Origin of the sequence: Flavobacterium sp. Root420, assembly GCF_001427905.1 — a bacterium.
GTDB lineage: Bacteria > Bacteroidota > Bacteroidia > Flavobacteriales > Flavobacteriaceae > Flavobacterium.
Genome location: NZ_LMEF01000012.1, coordinates 26434 through 42579, shown reverse-complemented (window position 1 = coordinate 42579; position 16146 = coordinate 26434). Strand labels below are relative to the sequence as shown.

The 16146-nt window shown below is 34.8% G+C and carries 20 protein-coding genes; all 20 read left to right on the top strand.

Going from position 1 to position 16146, the window contains the following annotated elements; all coding sequences use genetic code 11:
* The first annotated feature begins 13 nt into the window (after positions 1 to 13).
* Entirely contained in the window at positions 14 to 1240 is a 1227-nt protein-coding gene (locus ASC72_RS07930) for a WG repeat-containing protein (protein WP_056189430.1), read from the top strand.
* A gap of 28 nt (positions 1241 to 1268) precedes the next feature.
* On the top strand, positions 1269 to 2000 hold the full coding sequence (gene fabG, locus ASC72_RS07925) for a 3-oxoacyl-ACP reductase FabG (RefSeq protein ID WP_056189427.1): 732 nt from the start codon (positions 1269 to 1271) through the stop codon (positions 1998 to 2000).
* Between the two features lie 19 nt (positions 2001 to 2019).
* A complete protein-coding gene (locus ASC72_RS07920; RefSeq protein WP_056189423.1) occupies positions 2020 to 3255 on the top strand; it encodes a beta-ketoacyl synthase in 1236 nt (411 codons plus the stop codon).
* Positions 3248 to 3502 carry an acyl carrier protein gene (locus ASC72_RS07915; protein WP_056189420.1) on the top strand — a complete coding sequence of 85 codons (255 nt, stop codon included), beginning with the start codon at positions 3248 to 3250 and terminating at the stop codon, positions 3500 to 3502. The genes ASC72_RS07920 and ASC72_RS07915 overlap by 8 nt, the downstream gene beginning before the upstream one ends.
* On the top strand, positions 3502 to 4383 hold the full coding sequence (locus ASC72_RS07910; protein WP_056189416.1) for a lipid A biosynthesis acyltransferase: 882 nt from the start codon (positions 3502 to 3504) through the stop codon (positions 4381 to 4383). Before ASC72_RS07915 ends, ASC72_RS07910 begins: the two co-directional genes overlap by 1 nt.
* A gap of 190 nt (positions 4384 to 4573) precedes the next feature.
* Complete coding sequence (locus ASC72_RS07905) at positions 4574 to 5476, top strand: hypothetical protein (protein WP_056189412.1); 903 nt, start codon at positions 4574 to 4576, stop codon at positions 5474 to 5476.
* A gap of 16 nt (positions 5477 to 5492) precedes the next feature.
* Positions 5493 to 6626, top strand: coding sequence for a beta-ketoacyl-ACP synthase III (locus ASC72_RS07900; protein WP_056189409.1), 1134 nt, complete (start codon positions 5493 to 5495; stop codon positions 6624 to 6626).
* Positions 6626 to 7057, top strand: a complete 432-nt coding sequence (locus ASC72_RS07895; RefSeq protein WP_056189405.1) for a hypothetical protein — start codon at positions 6626 to 6628, stop codon at positions 7055 to 7057. The genes ASC72_RS07900 and ASC72_RS07895 overlap by 1 nt, the downstream gene beginning before the upstream one ends.
* A gap of 8 nt (positions 7058 to 7065) precedes the next feature.
* On the top strand, positions 7066 to 7530 hold the full coding sequence (locus ASC72_RS07890) for a hypothetical protein (protein ID WP_056189400.1): 465 nt from the start codon (positions 7066 to 7068) through the stop codon (positions 7528 to 7530).
* Between the two features lie 25 nt (positions 7531 to 7555).
* Positions 7556 to 7960: a hypothetical protein gene (locus ASC72_RS07885; RefSeq protein ID WP_056189397.1), complete on the top strand. Its 405-nt coding sequence runs from the start codon at positions 7556 to 7558 to the stop codon at positions 7958 to 7960.
* Positions 7960 to 8958 carry a BtrH N-terminal domain-containing protein gene (locus tag ASC72_RS07880; RefSeq protein ID WP_056189393.1) on the top strand — a complete coding sequence of 333 codons (999 nt, stop codon included), beginning with the start codon at positions 7960 to 7962 and terminating at the stop codon, positions 8956 to 8958. The genes ASC72_RS07885 and ASC72_RS07880 overlap by 1 nt, the downstream gene beginning before the upstream one ends.
* A gap of 61 nt (positions 8959 to 9019) precedes the next feature.
* A complete protein-coding gene (locus ASC72_RS07875; RefSeq protein ID WP_056190472.1) occupies positions 9020 to 9718 on the top strand; it encodes an ABC transporter ATP-binding protein in 699 nt (232 codons plus the stop codon).
* Positions 9708 to 10991, top strand: coding sequence for an ABC transporter permease (locus ASC72_RS07870; RefSeq protein ID WP_056189390.1), 1284 nt, complete (start codon positions 9708 to 9710; stop codon positions 10989 to 10991). Before ASC72_RS07875 ends, ASC72_RS07870 begins: the two co-directional genes overlap by 11 nt.
* Positions 10966 to 11415, top strand: coding sequence for a thioesterase family protein (locus ASC72_RS07865; protein WP_056189387.1), 450 nt, complete (start codon positions 10966 to 10968; stop codon positions 11413 to 11415). The genes ASC72_RS07870 and ASC72_RS07865 overlap by 26 nt, the downstream gene beginning before the upstream one ends.
* A gap of 100 nt (positions 11416 to 11515) precedes the next feature.
* A complete protein-coding gene (locus ASC72_RS07860; RefSeq protein WP_056189383.1) occupies positions 11516 to 12652 on the top strand; it encodes a beta-ketoacyl synthase in 1137 nt (378 codons plus the stop codon).
* Positions 12653 to 13189: a hypothetical protein gene (locus ASC72_RS07855; RefSeq protein ID WP_056189380.1), complete on the top strand. Its 537-nt coding sequence runs from the start codon at positions 12653 to 12655 to the stop codon at positions 13187 to 13189.
* 5 nt (positions 13190 to 13194) lie between these two features.
* On the top strand, positions 13195 to 13887 hold the full coding sequence (locus ASC72_RS07850; RefSeq protein ID WP_131725798.1) for a hypothetical protein: 693 nt from the start codon (positions 13195 to 13197) through the stop codon (positions 13885 to 13887).
* Positions 13888 to 13976: 89 nt separating this feature from the next.
* Positions 13977 to 14591 (top strand): hypothetical protein, encoded by a 615-nt coding sequence (locus ASC72_RS07845; protein ID WP_056189374.1) that lies wholly within the window; start codon positions 13977 to 13979, stop codon positions 14589 to 14591.
* Between the two features lie 2 nt (positions 14592 to 14593).
* Entirely contained in the window at positions 14594 to 14851 is a 258-nt protein-coding gene (locus tag ASC72_RS07840) for a phosphopantetheine-binding protein (RefSeq protein ID WP_026727250.1), read from the top strand.
* Between the two features lie 87 nt (positions 14852 to 14938).
* Entirely contained in the window at positions 14939 to 16141 is a 1203-nt protein-coding gene (locus tag ASC72_RS07835; RefSeq protein WP_056189370.1) for a beta-ketoacyl-[acyl-carrier-protein] synthase family protein, read from the top strand.
* Positions 16142 to 16146: the final 5 nt, after the last annotated feature.

Sequence of the window (16146 nt, the reverse complement as noted above, 5' to 3'; positions counted from 1 at the left end):
GAACCTTTAAATCATGAAAAAAATACTTCTTTTTTTATTTGCTTGGTGCATTCAATTTGTTAATAGTCAGGAACTGGCTTTAGTTAAAAAAAATTCTAAAATTGGATATATTTCCAAAAACGGAGATTTTAAAATTGAGCCAAAATACAAATCTGCAAAAAGCTTTTCTGAAGGTTTGGCTGCTGCAGAAGAAAATGGGAAATGGGGATTCATAGATACAAAAGGAGTCTGGGTAATTCCAGCCGATTTTAAGGATGCCAAAGATTTTAACAGCGGGATAGCTGTTGTTCAAAAAGATAAGGATTGGGTTTATATCAATACAAAAGGAGAAATTCAAAAAGCACCGGCTTCTGATAAAGTATTTGATTTTAATAATGATGTTGCTTTTATCAGACAAAATGATAAAGTTGGATTGATCAATTCAAAAATGACAGTTGTTCTGGAACCGAAATACGATCAGATTAAATCTTTTGAAAATGGTTTCGCCAGAGTTGAAAGCAATAAAAAATGGGGAATTATAAATACTGCCGGAAAAGAAGTTGTAGAACCAACTTATGATGAAATAGGCAATTATTTTAAAAACACCAGCTGGGCAAGAAAGGATAAAACTTTCGGAATTGTAAGCGACGGAAAATTTATTCCGGTTGACGGAGCAGAAAAAATCTGGGATTTTGAAACACAAGATTTGACTTTTGCCAAAAAGAACGGAAAAATTGGTTTTATTGACTTAAAAGGAAATTGGGTAATTACTCCTATATATGATAAAGCGAAAGCATTCTCAAAAAATTTAGCTCCGGTTTGTGTGGGTTCTAAATGGGGATATATCAACCCAAAAGCAGAATTTGTAATTGAACCAACGTATAGCGATGCCGAAGTTTTCAGCTCAAACGGACTGGCTCCGGTAAAAGAAAAAAACTGGGGATTCATCAATGAAACAGGAAAAATAGTAATCCCAACACAATACGGAATTACAACAAACGGAATTATCGCCATGTTTGTACAGCAGGATAAAGGTTTTATTGATGGTGTTGCAAGAGTAAAAAACGAAGGAAAATGGGGTTTTCTTAAACCAGACGGAACTGTAGTGAGCAACCAATGGTTTGAAAATGCTGAACTATTTTCAAAATCAGAAAAAAAAGAGATAATTGAAGCTGCGGCTGAAAAGCCAAAACAGGAAACAAAACAAGCAAAACCGGCAACCAAAACTGCTGCTAAACCTGCAGTCAAAAAAAAGAAATAACATTTATCTCCAATAAAAAATAAATTACATGAAATGTGTATTAGTAACAGGCGGTTCGAGAGGAATTGGAAGTGCTATTTGTAAAAAATTAGCCGTCGAAGCCAATTATCATATTCTGATAAATTATCATTCGAATAAAATTGCTGCCGAAGCAACACTTCAGGAAATACAAAAATTAGGAGCAACCGGAGAAATTCTGGGTTTTGATGTTTCTAATTTTGAAGAGGTGCAAAACACTTTAACAAAATGGCAGGAAGCCAATCCTGAAGCACTTGTTGAAGCTATTGTAAATAACGCCGGAATTACAAAAGACGGTCTTTTTATGTGGATGACTCCCGAAGACTGGAACGGAGTTGTGAACACAAGCTTAAACGGTTTTTTTAATGTGACGCAGTTTTTCATCCAAAAAATGCTTCGCAATAAATATGGAAGAATAGTCAATATGGTTTCGGTTTCGGGTGTAAAAGGAACAGCCGGGCAAACCAATTATTCGGCTGCAAAAGGCGCTATTGTTGCGGCAACAAAAGCATTAGCACAAGAAGTTGCCAAACGTAATATTACAGTAAATGCTGTGGCTCCTGGTTTTATCAGAACGGACATGACGAGTCAGCTGGATGAAAAAGAATTATTAAAGCTAATTCCGGTGAATCGTTTTGGCGAAGCCGAAGAAGTAGCAGATTTGGTAAGCTTTTTGATTTCTAAAAAAGCAAGCTACATTACTGGTGAGATTATCAATATAAACGGAGGAATATATTCTTAAAAAATTACTTTAAAAGACGATGAATAAGAGAGTTGTAATTACTGGAATGGGAATTTATTCTTGTATCGGAACTTCTTTAGATGAAGTAAAGGAATCTTTATACAACGGAAAATCTGGTATTCAGTTTGATTCTGATAGAAAAGAATTTGGTTTTCAATCGGCCTTAACCGGCATGGTTCCAAAAGCGGATTTGAAAAATTTACTGACCCGAAGACAGCGTATGAGCATTGGTGAAGAAACCGAATATGCTTATATGGCCACCATCGAAGCATTGAAAAATGCGAATATCGACGATGCTTTTTTTGATGAGCGCGAAGTGGGAATCATGTACGGAAATGACAGTGTTTCTAAAGCCATTATCGATGCCACAGATATTGTTCGTGAGAAAAAAGATACCGCTTTAATAGGTTCAGGAGCGATTTTTAAGTCGATGAATTCGACAGTTACGATGAATCTTTCGACAATTTTTAAACTACGCGGTATCAATTTAACGGTAAGTGCGGCCTGCGCGAGTGGTTCACATTCTATTGGATTGGCCTATTTTTTAATAAAAAGCGGTTTTCAGGATATTATTATTACAGGTGGAGCGCAGGAAATCAATAAATATGCGATGAGTAGTTTTGATGGTTTGGGCGTTTTTTCTAACAGAGAAAGTGATCCTGAAAAAGCTTCAAGACCTTTTGATGCAGATCGTGACGGATTAATTCCGTCAGGCGGAGGGGCTACTTTAATTCTTGAAAGTTATGAATCTGCCATTGCAAGAGGCGTCAATATTATCGCCGAAGTTGTAGGTTACGGATTCTCGTCAAACGGTGGTCACATCTCGACTCCAAATGTCGAAGGCCCGTCTATAGCCATGCAACGAGCGCTTGACGACGCCAAATTAAAAGCAACAGATATCGAATACATTAATGCCCATGCCACTTCAACTCCAGTTGGAGATGGAAATGAGGCCAAAGCGATCTTCGAAGTTTTTGGTGAGAAAAATCCTTATGTAAGTTCCACAAAATCAATGACTGGACACGAATGTTGGATGGCGGGAGCCAGCGAAGTAATCTATTCTATTTTGATGATGCAGCACGATTTCATTGCTCCAAACATCAATTTAGACAACCCGGATGAAGATGCTTCTAAATTAAATTTGGTCAAAACTACTTTAAACAAAAAATTTGACATATTTTTGTCCAATTCTTTCGGTTTCGGAGGAACCAACTCTGCGTTGGTGGTTAAAAAGTTTAAATTGAACAATGAATAAAGAAGAGATTATAACGAGAATTAATGGTTTTTTGGTTGATGAATTTGAAGTAGACAATGACGAAATTGAACCAGATGCTAATTTAAAAGATACACTTGGGTTAGACAGCTTAGATTATGTTGATTTAGTTGTTTCAATTGAAGCTAACTTTGGTGTAAAACTAGTTGAAGCAGATTTTGTTGGAATCGCTACTTTTCAAAACTTTTACGACCTGATCGAAACTAAATTAAAAGCTAAAGCTGTTTAATGAGTCAATGGGATGGCAAATCAAAAGGAACAGTTTTAGGCTATAGAATATTCGTTTTTTTAATACAAAAAGCGGGTGTCAAGTCTGCTTATGTCTTACTTTATCTGGTTGCCTCTTATTATTTCTTATTTCTTAAAAAGAGCAATCGCGCTATTTTTTATTACTTTAAAGAAAGGCTTCACTATTCCAATTTTCAGGCAAAAAAAATGGTTTTCAAAAGTTACTACACTTTTGGGCAGACTATTATTGACAAAATTTCGATTTCCGCAGGAATGCGAAACAAATTCACTTACGAATTTGACGGTATAGAAATTCTGAAAAACCTTTTGGCTGAGAAAAAAGGAGGTGTTTTAATCAGCGCACACGTTGGGAATTTTGAAATTGCAGAACACTTTCTGGGCGATATAGATCTAAATTTTCAAATTAATCTGGTTACAACGGATCTAGAACATTCTGCCATTAAAAATTATCTGGAGAGTGTTACCCAAAAACCGACCGTAAAATTTATCATCATCAAAGATGATTTGTCCCATATTTTTGAGATCAATGCGGCACTGGCAAACAACGAATTAGTTTGTTTTACCGGAGACCGTTATTTTGAAGGAACCAAATCACTTTCAGCAGAAATTCTGGGCAAAGAAGCCAACTTTCCGGCAGGTCCTTTTTTAATTGCTTCGAGATTAAAAGTTCCTGTTGTTTTTGTTTATGTAATGAAAGAACCCAATCTTCATTACCATTTATACGCCAGAGAAGCGACAGTAAAACACCGCGACGAAAAAGGTTTGTTACAGGAATATGTAAAAAGTGTCGAAAGCATCCTGCAAAAATATCCTTTGCAATGGTTCAATTATTTCGATTTTTGGAATGATTTAAAAGGATAAAAAAATTCGCCACGAATTCACGAATTTATTTTTTAATAACTTTGAGAATTTGAGCATCTTTTTATGAAAAATTCGTGAATTCGTGGCGAAAAATTGCTAACCTATTTCCATTTGCAATAAACCATTAAACAAGAAAATTCGTTTAAATAAATTTACTTATTTTTGTTTGCAACCAAAGCCTTCAAATCAAATGAAAAATGTTCTCGTTATTTTTTATTCTCAATCTGGGCAACTAGAATCTATTGCGCGAAATATTGCAAAACCCTTTGTAAATTCAGAGGAAATAAAAGTAACCTTTCACGAAATTCAGTTAGAAAAACCTTTTCCTTTTCCTTGGAATAAAACCACTTTTTTTGACGCGTTCCCCGAATCTTTTTTACAGATTCCGACAGCCTTAAAACCAGTTTCTGAGAAAATTCTGAATACAAAATTCGATCTTGTTCTTTTGCATTATCAGGTTTGGTATTTGTCGCCTTCAATTCCGATGAACTCTTTTCTGAAAAGTGCCGAAGCAAAAACCATTCTTAACAATACACCAGTCATTACCATAAACGGATCTCGAAATATGTGGATTATGGCACAGGAAAAAGTAAAAGTTTTATTGCGTGATGTAAATGCGAAGCTGGTTGGAAATGTGGCGTTGGTCGATCGCGTTGGAAATTTAATCAGTGTGATTACAATTGTACACTGGATGTTTTCCGGAGTAAAGGAAAAATATTTAGGTTTTTTCCCGTTGCCTGGAGTTTCTGATAAAGACATTCAGGAATCGGATAAATTTGGAGAAGTAATACTTTTCCAATTCAATCAAAACAAATTAGACGATTTACAACCAAAATTAGCCGAAATAGGCGCTGTAAAAATCAGTTCGTATTTAGTGACGGTAGATAAAACAGCGAATAAAATATTTAATAAATGGTCTAATATCATTCATAAAAATCAAAAAAACAGAAAAACGCTTCTTAAAATATTTTATGTTTATTTATTCTTGGCTATATGGCTAATCTCACCAATAGTCTATATATTGCATCTTATTACCTATCCATTTAAGTTCAAAAAAATAAAAAAGGAAACTCAATATTATCAGGGAGTTTAGAAGAGGAAATTAAATTATGTTTGACGTATATATTACCAAAGCCGCAAAGTATTTGCCAAATGAAGCTGTTTCAAATGATGAAATGGAAAGCTATTTGGGACTTATAAATGATACAGCCTCAAAAGCAAGACGTATTATTTTGCGTAATAATAAAATTACAAGCCGATATTACGCTGTCGATAAAGAAGGCAAAAGTACACATAGCAATGCCGAACTGACTCGAAACGCTATTGTACAATTATTTGATGAAAAATTTACAGATCAGAATGTTGAAGTACTGTCCTGCGGAACCTCGTCACCGGATGTTTTGGCACCGTCACATGCTGCAATGGTTCATGGTTTATTGAAAAACAGATCGGTAGAATTGAATTCATCTATGGGAATTTGCTGTTCCGGAATGAATGCCTTGAAATATGGTTTTCTTTCCATACGTTCAGGAAATTCTAAAAATGCGATTTGCACAGGATCTGAAAAAGTTTCAACCTGGCTTTCGTCTCCAAAATACAATCACGAAATCATCAACTTAAAAAATCTGGAAGCTCAGCCTATTATTGCTTTCAAAAAAGATTTTTTACGTTGGATGTTGTCTGACGGAGCGGGTGCTTTTTTATTAGAAAATAAACCTGGCGGAGACATCTCGTTAAAAATCGAATGGATGGAATCGTATTCTTATGCCTTCGAACTGGAAGCTTGTATGTATGCCGGTGGAGATAAATTAGAAAATGGAGAAATCAAACCTTGGAGTGATTTCAAACCAGATGAATGGTTAAACGAGTCGGTTTTTGCTGTAAAACAGGATGTAAAACTATTAGACGAATTTATTTTACCAAAAGGTGTCGAGAGTATGAGTGACGCCATGGCCAAACATAATATTACCGGCGAAGAAGTTGATTATTTTTTACCGCACGTTTCGTCTCATTTTTTTGTTGAAGGATTGAAAAATGGACTGAATGAAAAAGGAATCGTAATTACCGATGAAAAATGGTTTATGAACCTTCTGAGAGTTGGAAATGTTGGATCAGCATCTATTTATATTGCTGTTGAAGAATTAATGAACTCTGGTAAATTAAAAAAAGGCGACCGCATTTTATTGTCTGTTCCGGAAAGCGGAAGATTCTCATTTGCGTACGCTTATTTAACGGTTTGCTAATGGAAACTACAATACTTTTAGAAAAAGAAGCTGTTGGAAATTTATTACCGCAGAAGTTTCCTTTTGTAATGGTAGATCGCCTGTTTTCTTATTCTGAAACTTCATTGGTTGCCGGTTTGAAAATTGAGAATGACAATATTTTTTTAGAAGAAAATACTTTTTTAGAAGCAGGTTTAATCGAACATATGGCACAATCTGTGGCCTTGCATACCGGTTATCAGTTTTTTTTAAAGAACGAAATTGCACCAACCGGTTATATCGGTTCGATTAAAGATATTGAAATCAAAAAATTGCCTCAAATCAACGATACGATTCAATCGACCATTACGATTTTACAGGAATTTGGTGGAATCACTCTGGTTGACATTGTGACTTTTTTGAATAATGAAGAAATTGCAAGCGGACAAATGAAAACCGTTTTAGCCAAATAAAAAAGAATATGAAAGTCGGAGTTGACATCCAAAATTACTTGCCCCATCGAGCTCCAATGCTGATGGTCGATTTGATTTTAGATATCGATGCCAACTTTGTAGAAACCATTTTTTTGATCAAAGAAGATAATATTTTTGTCGACAAAAACATTTTTACAGAAGCCGGTTTAATCGAAAACACAGCCCAGACTTGTTCGTCAATTGTTGGAAAAAAATACTTTTTTGATGAAGACGGTACAGAAAATGAGAATGTTAACGTTATAGGTTTTATCAGTGCTTTAAAAAACCTGCAAATTTATTCATTACCAAAAGTTGGCGACAGCATTACAACCAAAGCGACTTTGGTTTCAAAATTTGTTGGCGACGATTATACTTTATGTACAATGAGCTGTGAAAGCTTACTTGAAGACCAACTACTTTTAGAATGCGAGATTAATTTGTTTATTCAGAAGACGATTTCGGCAACCACTTAATTCTAATCGAAAACTAAAACCCGTCATGGAAAAAGAAAATGTACCTCAGCACGATGGAAATTTAAGCAAAAAGAACCTTAAAGAACTTGTTTATGCTACCGATGAAAACGGCAATTATACAACGGCTTTAAGTACCGGCTGGGAACCAAAAGCCATTGCACTTTCGAACGCGATTGATGATATAAAAGAACGTGCCGAAGAAGCAAAACTAAAAGTTCAGATTGGAGAATTGAGTCCGATTTGTTATTATATGGAACTCAACAAAATGGATCTTACGATTCTTTCCGGTTATGTTGACATGTGGAAATGGCGTGTAAAAAGACATTTTAAGCCAGCCGTTTTCGCCAAACTAAACGACAAAATTTTACAAAAATATGCAGACGCTTTTGACATTTCAATAGCCGAATTAAAAAACTTTAAAACAGATTAATGCAAGTTACTTTTACACACCATCAATCTGCTCATTGTGAAAATGGAGTAGCGTCAAATTTGCTAAAAAACAGCGGATTGAACATCAGCGAACCGATGGTTTTCGGAATTGGTTCTGGACTTTTGTTCGTGTATTTGCCTTTCATAAAAGTAAATCACGCGCCGGCAATCAGCTATAGAACTTTGCCTGGACAGATTTTTAATAAAGTTGCAAGCCGTTTAAATCTTAAAATAAAAAGACAAAAATTTTCATCTGTTTCAAGTGCTACTAAAGCTTTGGATGAAAATTTAAAAAATAATATTCCAACCGGATTACAAGTTGGTGTTTACAACCTTACTTATTTTCCGGATGAATACCGTTTTCATTTCAACGCTCATAATTTAGTCGTGTACGGAAAAACCGAAACTGATTATTTGATCAGCGATCCTGTGATGGAAACCGTTACAACTTTGACGCATAATGAACTAGAGAAAGTACGTTTTGCCAAAGGTGCGTTTGCTCCAAGAGGTCAGATGTATTATCCAATTCAGGTTCCGAATGAGGTTGATTTTAAAAGTGCGATCATTAAGGGAATCAAAGATACGTGTCGCACTATGCTCGCGCCAATGCCAATTGTAGGTGTTAACGGAATTAGATTTGTTTCTCGCCGAATCAGAAAATGGCCTGCAAAACACGGTGTCAGAAAAGCCAATCATTACCTGGCGCAAATGGTACGCATGCAGGAAGAAATTGGAACCGGAGGCGGTGGTTTCCGTTTTATTTACGCCGCGTTTTTACAAGAAGCTTCGGTTATTTTGGGTAATGAAGAATTGAAAAATCTTTCGAAAGAAATGACTCAAATTGGAGATTCCTGGAGAGATTTTGCCGTAGAAGCGTCCCGAATTTACAAAAACAGAAGCGCTAAAGAAGACGCTTACAACGCCATTGCAGATGAACTTTTGGCCATTGCGAATCGCGAAGAAATCTTTTTCAAAAAACTAAAAAAAGCAATCAGCTAAATATATTTTGAATTCCATTATAAAAATAGAATCCCTTTCGAAAAAGTACAAAGACGCAGAAATGTTTTCTTTGAATGACGTTTCGCTGGACATAAACGAAGGTCAGATTTTTGGTTTACTTGGACCAAATGGGGCCGGAAAAACCACTTTAATTTCGATGCTCTGCGGATTAATCAAACCTACTTCAGGACATTTCACGATTAATAATCTGGACTATTCGCATCATGCCGCAAAAATCAAAAAGATCATTGGCGTTGTTCCTCAGGAATATGCTTTATATCCAACTTTGACGGCGCGTGAAAATCTCCACTATTTTGGAAGTATGTACGGTTTGAAAGGTTCTGATTTAAAAGATAAAGTAATCGAAACGTTAGATCTTTTGGGACTTTTGAAATTCGCTGACAAACGCATTGAAACCTTTTCGGGCGGAATGAAACGAAGAGTCAATTTGATTGCCGGAATTCTGCACAATCCGAAAGTTTTGTTTTTAGATGAACCAACGGTTGGTGTTGATGTACAATCTAAAAATGCTATTTTGGATTATTTAAAAGTATTAAACCAAAACGGAACTACAATTATTTATACCTCACATCATTTAGCGGAAGCCGAAGATTTTTGCGACACCATTGCCATCTTAGACCAAGGCCGAATTTATGCGCAAGGCACGCCATCAACTTTGATTGCGTCTGTTGAAGAAGCGAGAAATCTCGAAGAAGTTTTTATTTCATTAACCGGTAAAGACTTTAGAGATGCTATATAAAATTTGGATGTCGATCGTAAAAGAATTTTTATTGCTGAAACGCGATTTAGGCGGTTTGATCATTCTGTTCATCATGCCTTTGATACTTGTGATCACAGTTACTATCATTCAGGATAGTACCTTTAAAACCGTAAGTGATACTAAAATTCAGATTTTATTGGTCGATAACGACAAAGGTTCAGTTTCAAAGACGGTTTTTGATAATCTACAAAACAATAATGCATTCGATGTTGTAACTCAAATCGATAATCAGCCTATTACAGAAGAAATTGCGCGCGAAAATGTTTACAAAGGAAAATTTAAGCTGGCGATTGTAATTCCGAAAGATTTAAGTGTTGATTTACAAGCCAAAGTTGATCAGAATGTACAAAACATTGTGAGCAAAATGGGTTTTACAGATTCTGTTGCCAAACCCGAAACCTCAAAAGTTTTACAGCAAAAAGAAGTTAAATTGTATTTTGATCCGGCCGTTCAAATGAGTTTCAAAACTTCGGTTATGAATGCGATTGACAAAATGATTTCTCAGATCGAAACCAAGTCCATTTACACCACTTTTCAAAATCAATTGGGCGAAGAAAACACGAAATTCGATCAAAAGAGTTTTATTACTTTCAAAGAAATAATTCCAAGAATAAACAATAAGGAAGTATTGCCTAATTCGGTGCAACACAACGTTCCGGCCTGGACACTTTTTGCCATATTTTTTATTGTAATTCCTTTGTCCATCAATATTGTAAAAGAAAAATCACAGGGAACATTTGTGCGTTTATTGACCAATCCGGTTTCAAATTTAATTGTCATTATCGGAAAAACCATTACGTATTTAATAATCTGTATGATTCAGTTTTATATGATGGTTGCCGTTGCAATTTTCCTTTTTCCACATATTGGTTTACCTCCATTAAATGTGGAAGGGCATTTGTTTTTGATGAGTGTTGTGGCTTTATTTTCTGGTTTTGCCGCAATTGGTTTCGGAATTTTATTAGGAACTGTTGCGAGCACTCAGGAACAATCGGCACCGTTTGGTGCGACAAGTGTTATTATTTTAGCTGCTGTTGGAGGCGTGTGGGTTCCTGTTTTTGCGATGCCAAAAATTATGCAGATTATAGCCAAATCATCGCCTATGAATTGGGGATTGGAAGCTTTTTACGATGTTTTATTACGCAACGTTTCTTTCGTCGAAATCATCCCAAAAATAAGTTTGCTATTTTTGTTCTTTATAATCACAACTTCCATTGCCTTATTTTATGACAAAAAGAAAAGAACAGTATAACGAAGCCATTGCCCTAACCGTTTCGCACGAAATCAGAATTCGTTTTAACGAAACTGATCCGCTTGGAATTGTTTGGCACGGAAATTATATTACCTATTTTGAAGATGGAAGAGAAGCCTTTGGACGCGAACACGGGCTTACGTATTTGGACATTGCAAAAACCGGTTTTACTACTCCAATTGTAAAATCGAAATGCGAACACAAATTGTCTTTACGTTACGGCGATGTTGTAACTATAGAAACAACCGTTGTCGATACACCAGCCGCCAAAATGATTTACCGTTTTAAAATTATAGACGAAAAAGGCGAAGTTGCCTGTACCGGCGAAACCGTTCAGGTATTTTTAGATCAAGAAGGAAACTTAATGCTGACGAATCCTCCTTTTTATGAAGAATGGAAACGAAAAGTGGGATTGTTGAAATAAAACACTAATTACACCAATTTACACAAATAAAAAATCAGTGTAAATCCGCTTAAATCCGTGTCATCTGCGTTCCATTTCAGCGTTCAATAAAAATCACAAAATGATAAGAGAAGTATATATAAATGAAACCAATTGTATCACGCCTTTAGGTTTTGATGTTCCATCGAATATCGAAGCGATTTTGCGTGGCGATTCGGGACTTCAATTGCATCAGGATATTTCTTTGATGCCGATGCCATTTTATGCTTCTATTATCGCTGATGAAAAAATAAACAGTGCTTTTGAAAAGATAAGTACTGAAACCAAATATTCTCGTTTAGAGAAAATGATGATTTTGGCTTTAGAACCGATGATCAAAAATTCCGGTATTGAATTAAATTCGAAAACAGCTTTTATACTTTCTACTACAAAAGGAAATGTTACGGCTTTAAAAGAGAATTCTAAAATCAGTTTTCAAAACGCACATTTAGATGTTTTGGCTCAAAATGTTGCCAATTTCTTCGGATTTAAAACAACGCCAATTGTAGTTTCGAATGCTTGTGTTTCTGGAATTTTAGCAATATCTGTTGCTAAAAGAATGATTCAGTCGGAGCTTTACGATAACATTTTTGTAGTTGCCGGCGACGAAGTTTCAGAATTTGTTTTATCTGGTTTTAATGCTTTTCAGGCAATGAGCGATTTGCCTTGTAAACCGTATTCTAAAAACAGAACCGGCGTAAGTTTGGGCGAAGCAACAGCTGCTGTTTTAGTTTCGGCGGAAGCCAGAAATGCTAAAATAAAAGTGATTGGAGATAGTTCCATAAATGATGCGAATCATATTTCGGGACCTTCAAGAACAGGCGAAGGTTTGTTCCGAAGTATTCAGAATGCGATGAAAGAAGCAAAAATAAATTCGGATCAAATTGATTATATTTCGGCGCACGGAACCGCAACTCCGTTCAACGACGAAATGGAAGCGATTGCTTTGAATCGTTTGGATTTACAAAATGTTCCGCTCAATAGTTTAAAAGGATTTTACGGTCATACTTTAGGCGCTTCAGGGTTATTGGAAACGGTAATTGCAATTGAATCAGCAAATCAAAATCAACTTTTCGAATCGAAAGGTTTTGATGAAATTGGTGTCAGTGAAAGGATTAATGTGATTGAGAAAAATAAAGAGGTAACTATTGAAATATTTTTGAAAACGGCTTCTGGATTTGGGGGTTGTAATACGGCTGTGGTTTTTGAGAAGATCTAAATGAGAAGTTTAAAGAATTTAGATGTTAAAAAAAGTATTGAACTAAATAAATTAGTTTATTCTGAAGATTGGCTTGAGAAGTTTGGGACAATAACCTTATATCTATTTTTTAGCTGGGGATTTCTAATGCCTTTTTTAATTTATTTTAATCCTTATCGTGATTATTCAAAAACTGGAATTGAGTTTTATCTGCTTTTTATTTTTAGTTTATATTGTGCCATTACAATTTATAGAAAAGCAACTGAAAAATGCCTAACTAAAATTGTCAGCAAATACAATGCAGAAGAAAACAAATTACTCATTAATCAATATTGTGAAAAAAAAGGTTTTGAAAAACATAAAAATTCTGGAAATGTAATAATTTACAATAGCCTTAATAATCTGGCTATTAATCCACGATTTCAAACAAGAAGAATATTTATTTTAGACAAAAATGAAATTTATTTTACAATGATAAAAGAAAATCAAAAATTAAATATTCCCGTTCTTTTTTCACAAATTAGTTTAAAGAGAGATATTGAAAATTTATGCCAATAATGTTTATGAAACTATCAAAATCCATATTTATAACTCTAATTCTTCTTTCTTTTTTAGGGTGTAAAAAAGAAGAAGTTAAAAAAACTGACGAACTACAATTTGAAAAAGATGCAATGAAAAGTGTCTTTGTTGAAATTGTAGATTCTATTTATATGGATAGAAGAATTATTTTTCCGCCACCAACTCCAAGATTTAATGAAAAAACAAATAAAGAAGATACTACGGGATTTCATAAAGAATTAAAAGAATATTGGCGTAATCGCGATAGCATCAAAAATGATAGAACAAGAATACTTCTGGGGGTTTATAACGACGTAGAGAAAATTAGTTCTTTTGAAACTGAAATGATAGTGAAGTACATTAATATTTCAGCTTATACTTATGACGTTTCAAAAGAAGTAGACAGTTACAAAATTGATTTAAAGCCTTTTGAAAATAACAAAAAGTTTAATTTTCAAAACGCATCAAAATATCCTCATGAAAAAAATTGGGATTTAAATGATATTAGTAATGTACGATTTCCCGTTGGAACAATTTCAGTATCAAGAATTCAATTCAATAAAACGAAAACAAGAGGAATTTTATCCGCTGGCGCTTCTTGTGGTGGAGGAAGATGTGGAAGAGGTTTTATAATTATAATTGAAAACAAATCTGGAAAATGGAAAATTGCCGAAGTTATTCCTACTTGGGAGTCTTAAATTATAAAACTAATTTTCAAGATTAGTTAGTGTAATTTTCAAACCAATAACCAATCCGTGCAAATTAGTGCAATTAGTGTTTAAATAAAATGACGCAAAAAATATACATACAATCCTACATCACTATCCAAAACAACGAAATCGTTTTGAACGGAACTTCTGTATTCAAAATTGAACCCAGCAATTTTGCTGATTTCTCCAAACAAGCCTATCGCAATTTTGACATTCAATATCCGAAGTTTTTCAAAATGGATGCTTTGAGTAAATTGGCTTTTTTAGGTGCTGAATTGCTTTTGAGTCCGATAACTTCTTCTGAGGAAGAAAATAATATCGCTTTGGTTTTGGCCAATAAATCTTCGAGTTTAGATACTGATGTAAAATATCAGGAATCAATTTCAGACAAAGAAAACTATTATCCGAGTCCGGCAGTCTTTGTTTATACGCTGCCAAATATTTGTCTGGGCGAAATAAGTATTCGCCATCAGCTGAAAAGTGAAAATTCTTTCTTTATATTTGATGCTTTCAACACCGAATTTATATCGAATTATTCGAATATTCTATTAAATTCAGATAAAGCAGATGTGGTGCTTTGCGGTTGGGTAGAATTTTTTAATGACGATTACAAAGCTTTTCTTTGCACGATAAGCAAGAAAGAAAACACAAAATATACAAACCAGACTATCAATACATTATATAATAAATAAGCATGGAAGCATTAAAAGAAGAATTAAAAAATAAAATTATTACGACTTTAAACTTAGAAGATATCGCAATCGAAGACATTGCTGATAACGATCCTTTGTTTGGAGACGGTTTAGGTTTAGACTCGATTGATGCACTTGAATTAATCGTGATTTTAGATAAAGATTACGGGATTAAATTGGTGGATCCGAAAGAAGGAAAATCAATTTTCCAGTCAATTGAAACAATGGCAGCTTACATTAGCGCAAACAGAACTAAATAAATTTTAGATTTTAGACTTTGGATTTTAGATTTCTTAGACAGAAATATTTAGAATCCAAAGTCTAAAATCATAAATCTAAAATCTAAAATGACAAAGGGCGTTGCAATAACCGGAATGGGAATTATCTCTTCGATTGGAAATTCAGTCGAAGAAAATTATATTTCGTTAATCGAAAATAAAATTGGTATTTCCAGAATCCAAAATATTCCGACTGTTCATGCTGATGTGATTAAAGTTGGCGAGATCAAAAAAACCAATAAAGAACTGGTTGCCGAATTGCATCTTTCTGAAAATAATAATTTTTCAAGAACCGCGATGATCGGTACTTTGGCTGCTAAACAAGCAGTTGAAAATGCAGGAATCACCTCAATAAACGAATTTAGAACCGGGCTTATATCAGCGACAAGTGTGGGTGGTATGGATATGACCGAAAAATATTATTATAAGTATTTCGAAAACCCGAAACTTGTAAAGTACATTTCTTGTCATGACGGTGGCGACGTGGCTGAAAAAATTGCAGAAGAATTGGGTTTAAAAGGACTGGTTACCACAATCAGCACCGCCTGTTCATCGGCTGCGAACTCGATTATGCTGGGTGCTCGATTGATTAAAAGCGGAAAATTAGACCGTGTTATTGTGGGCGGAACCGATGCTTTGGCAAAATTTACCATCAACGGATTTAAGACTTTGATGATTTTATCAGACGATTATAACAAACCTTTCGACAATACCCGAAAAGGATTAAACCTGGGAGAAGCGGCCGCTTATTTAGTTTTAGAATCAGATGAAATGGTTCAAAAATTCAACAAAAAAGTATTGGCCAGAGTTTCCGGTTACGGAAATGCAAACGACGCTTTTCATCAAACCGCTTCTTCAGAAAACGGCGATGGCGCTTATTTGGCGATGAAAAAAGCCTTTGAAGTTTCAGGTTTGAAACCTTCTGAAATTGACTATATCAATGTGCACGGAACTGCAACTCCCAACAACGATTTATCTGAAGGAAGGGCTTTACTTCGCATTTATGAAAATGGAAAAGTGCCAGATTTCAGTTCAACAAAACCTTTTACCGGTCATACTTTAGCGGCAGCGGCCGCAATTGAAGCCGTTTATAGTGTCTTGGCCATTCAGAATAATGTGGTTTATCCGAATTTGAATTTCGAAATTCCGATGGAAGAATTTGAACTGCAACCGCAAACTTCCTTAAAAATGAAAAATATCGAACACGTTTTATCTAACTCTTTCGGTTTTGGAGGAAATTGTTCAACCCTTATATTTTCAAAAAACGCATGAAATCG

What these genes read in the sequence shown, in the direction of transcription:
- ASC72_RS07930 (WP_056189430.1), top strand. Translation starts at nt 14, where the DNA reads ATGAAAAAAATACTTCTTTTTTTATTTGCTTGGTGCATTCAATTTGTT.
- ASC72_RS07855 (WP_056189380.1), top strand. Translation starts at nt 12,653, where the DNA reads ATGAGAAGTTTAAAGAATTTAGATGTTAAAAAAAGTATTGAACTAAAT.
- ASC72_RS07880 (WP_056189393.1), top strand. Translation starts at nt 7,960, where the DNA reads ATGCAAGTTACTTTTACACACCATCAATCTGCTCATTGTGAAAATGGA.
- ASC72_RS07845 (WP_056189374.1), top strand. Translation starts at nt 13,977, where the DNA reads ATGACGCAAAAAATATACATACAATCCTACATCACTATCCAAAACAAC.
- ASC72_RS07865 (WP_056189387.1), top strand. Translation starts at nt 10,966, where the DNA reads ATGACAAAAAGAAAAGAACAGTATAACGAAGCCATTGCCCTAACCGTT.
- ASC72_RS07915 (WP_056189420.1), top strand. Translation starts at nt 3,248, where the DNA reads ATGAATAAAGAAGAGATTATAACGAGAATTAATGGTTTTTTGGTTGAT.
- ASC72_RS07910 (WP_056189416.1), top strand. Translation starts at nt 3,502, where the DNA reads ATGAGTCAATGGGATGGCAAATCAAAAGGAACAGTTTTAGGCTATAGA.
- ASC72_RS07895 (WP_056189405.1), top strand. Translation starts at nt 6,626, where the DNA reads ATGGAAACTACAATACTTTTAGAAAAAGAAGCTGTTGGAAATTTATTA.
- ASC72_RS07905 (WP_056189412.1), top strand. Translation starts at nt 4,574, where the DNA reads ATGAAAAATGTTCTCGTTATTTTTTATTCTCAATCTGGGCAACTAGAA.
- ASC72_RS07870 (WP_056189390.1), top strand. Translation starts at nt 9,708, where the DNA reads ATGCTATATAAAATTTGGATGTCGATCGTAAAAGAATTTTTATTGCTG.
- ASC72_RS07840 (WP_026727250.1), top strand. Translation starts at nt 14,594, where the DNA reads ATGGAAGCATTAAAAGAAGAATTAAAAAATAAAATTATTACGACTTTA.
- ASC72_RS07875 (WP_056190472.1), top strand. Translation starts at nt 9,020, where the DNA reads ATGTTTTCTTTGAATGACGTTTCGCTGGACATAAACGAAGGTCAGATT.
- ASC72_RS07835 (WP_056189370.1), top strand. Translation starts at nt 14,939, where the DNA reads ATGACAAAGGGCGTTGCAATAACCGGAATGGGAATTATCTCTTCGATT.
- ASC72_RS07920 (WP_056189423.1), top strand. Translation starts at nt 2,020, where the DNA reads ATGAATAAGAGAGTTGTAATTACTGGAATGGGAATTTATTCTTGTATC.
- ASC72_RS07885 (WP_056189397.1), top strand. Translation starts at nt 7,556, where the DNA reads ATGGAAAAAGAAAATGTACCTCAGCACGATGGAAATTTAAGCAAAAAG.
- ASC72_RS07900 (WP_056189409.1), top strand. Translation starts at nt 5,493, where the DNA reads ATGTTTGACGTATATATTACCAAAGCCGCAAAGTATTTGCCAAATGAA.
- ASC72_RS07890 (WP_056189400.1), top strand. Translation starts at nt 7,066, where the DNA reads ATGAAAGTCGGAGTTGACATCCAAAATTACTTGCCCCATCGAGCTCCA.
- ASC72_RS07850 (WP_131725798.1), top strand. Translation starts at nt 13,195, where the DNA reads ATGAAACTATCAAAATCCATATTTATAACTCTAATTCTTCTTTCTTTT.
- fabG (WP_056189427.1), top strand. Translation starts at nt 1,269, where the DNA reads ATGAAATGTGTATTAGTAACAGGCGGTTCGAGAGGAATTGGAAGTGCT.
- ASC72_RS07860 (WP_056189383.1), top strand. Translation starts at nt 11,516, where the DNA reads ATGATAAGAGAAGTATATATAAATGAAACCAATTGTATCACGCCTTTA.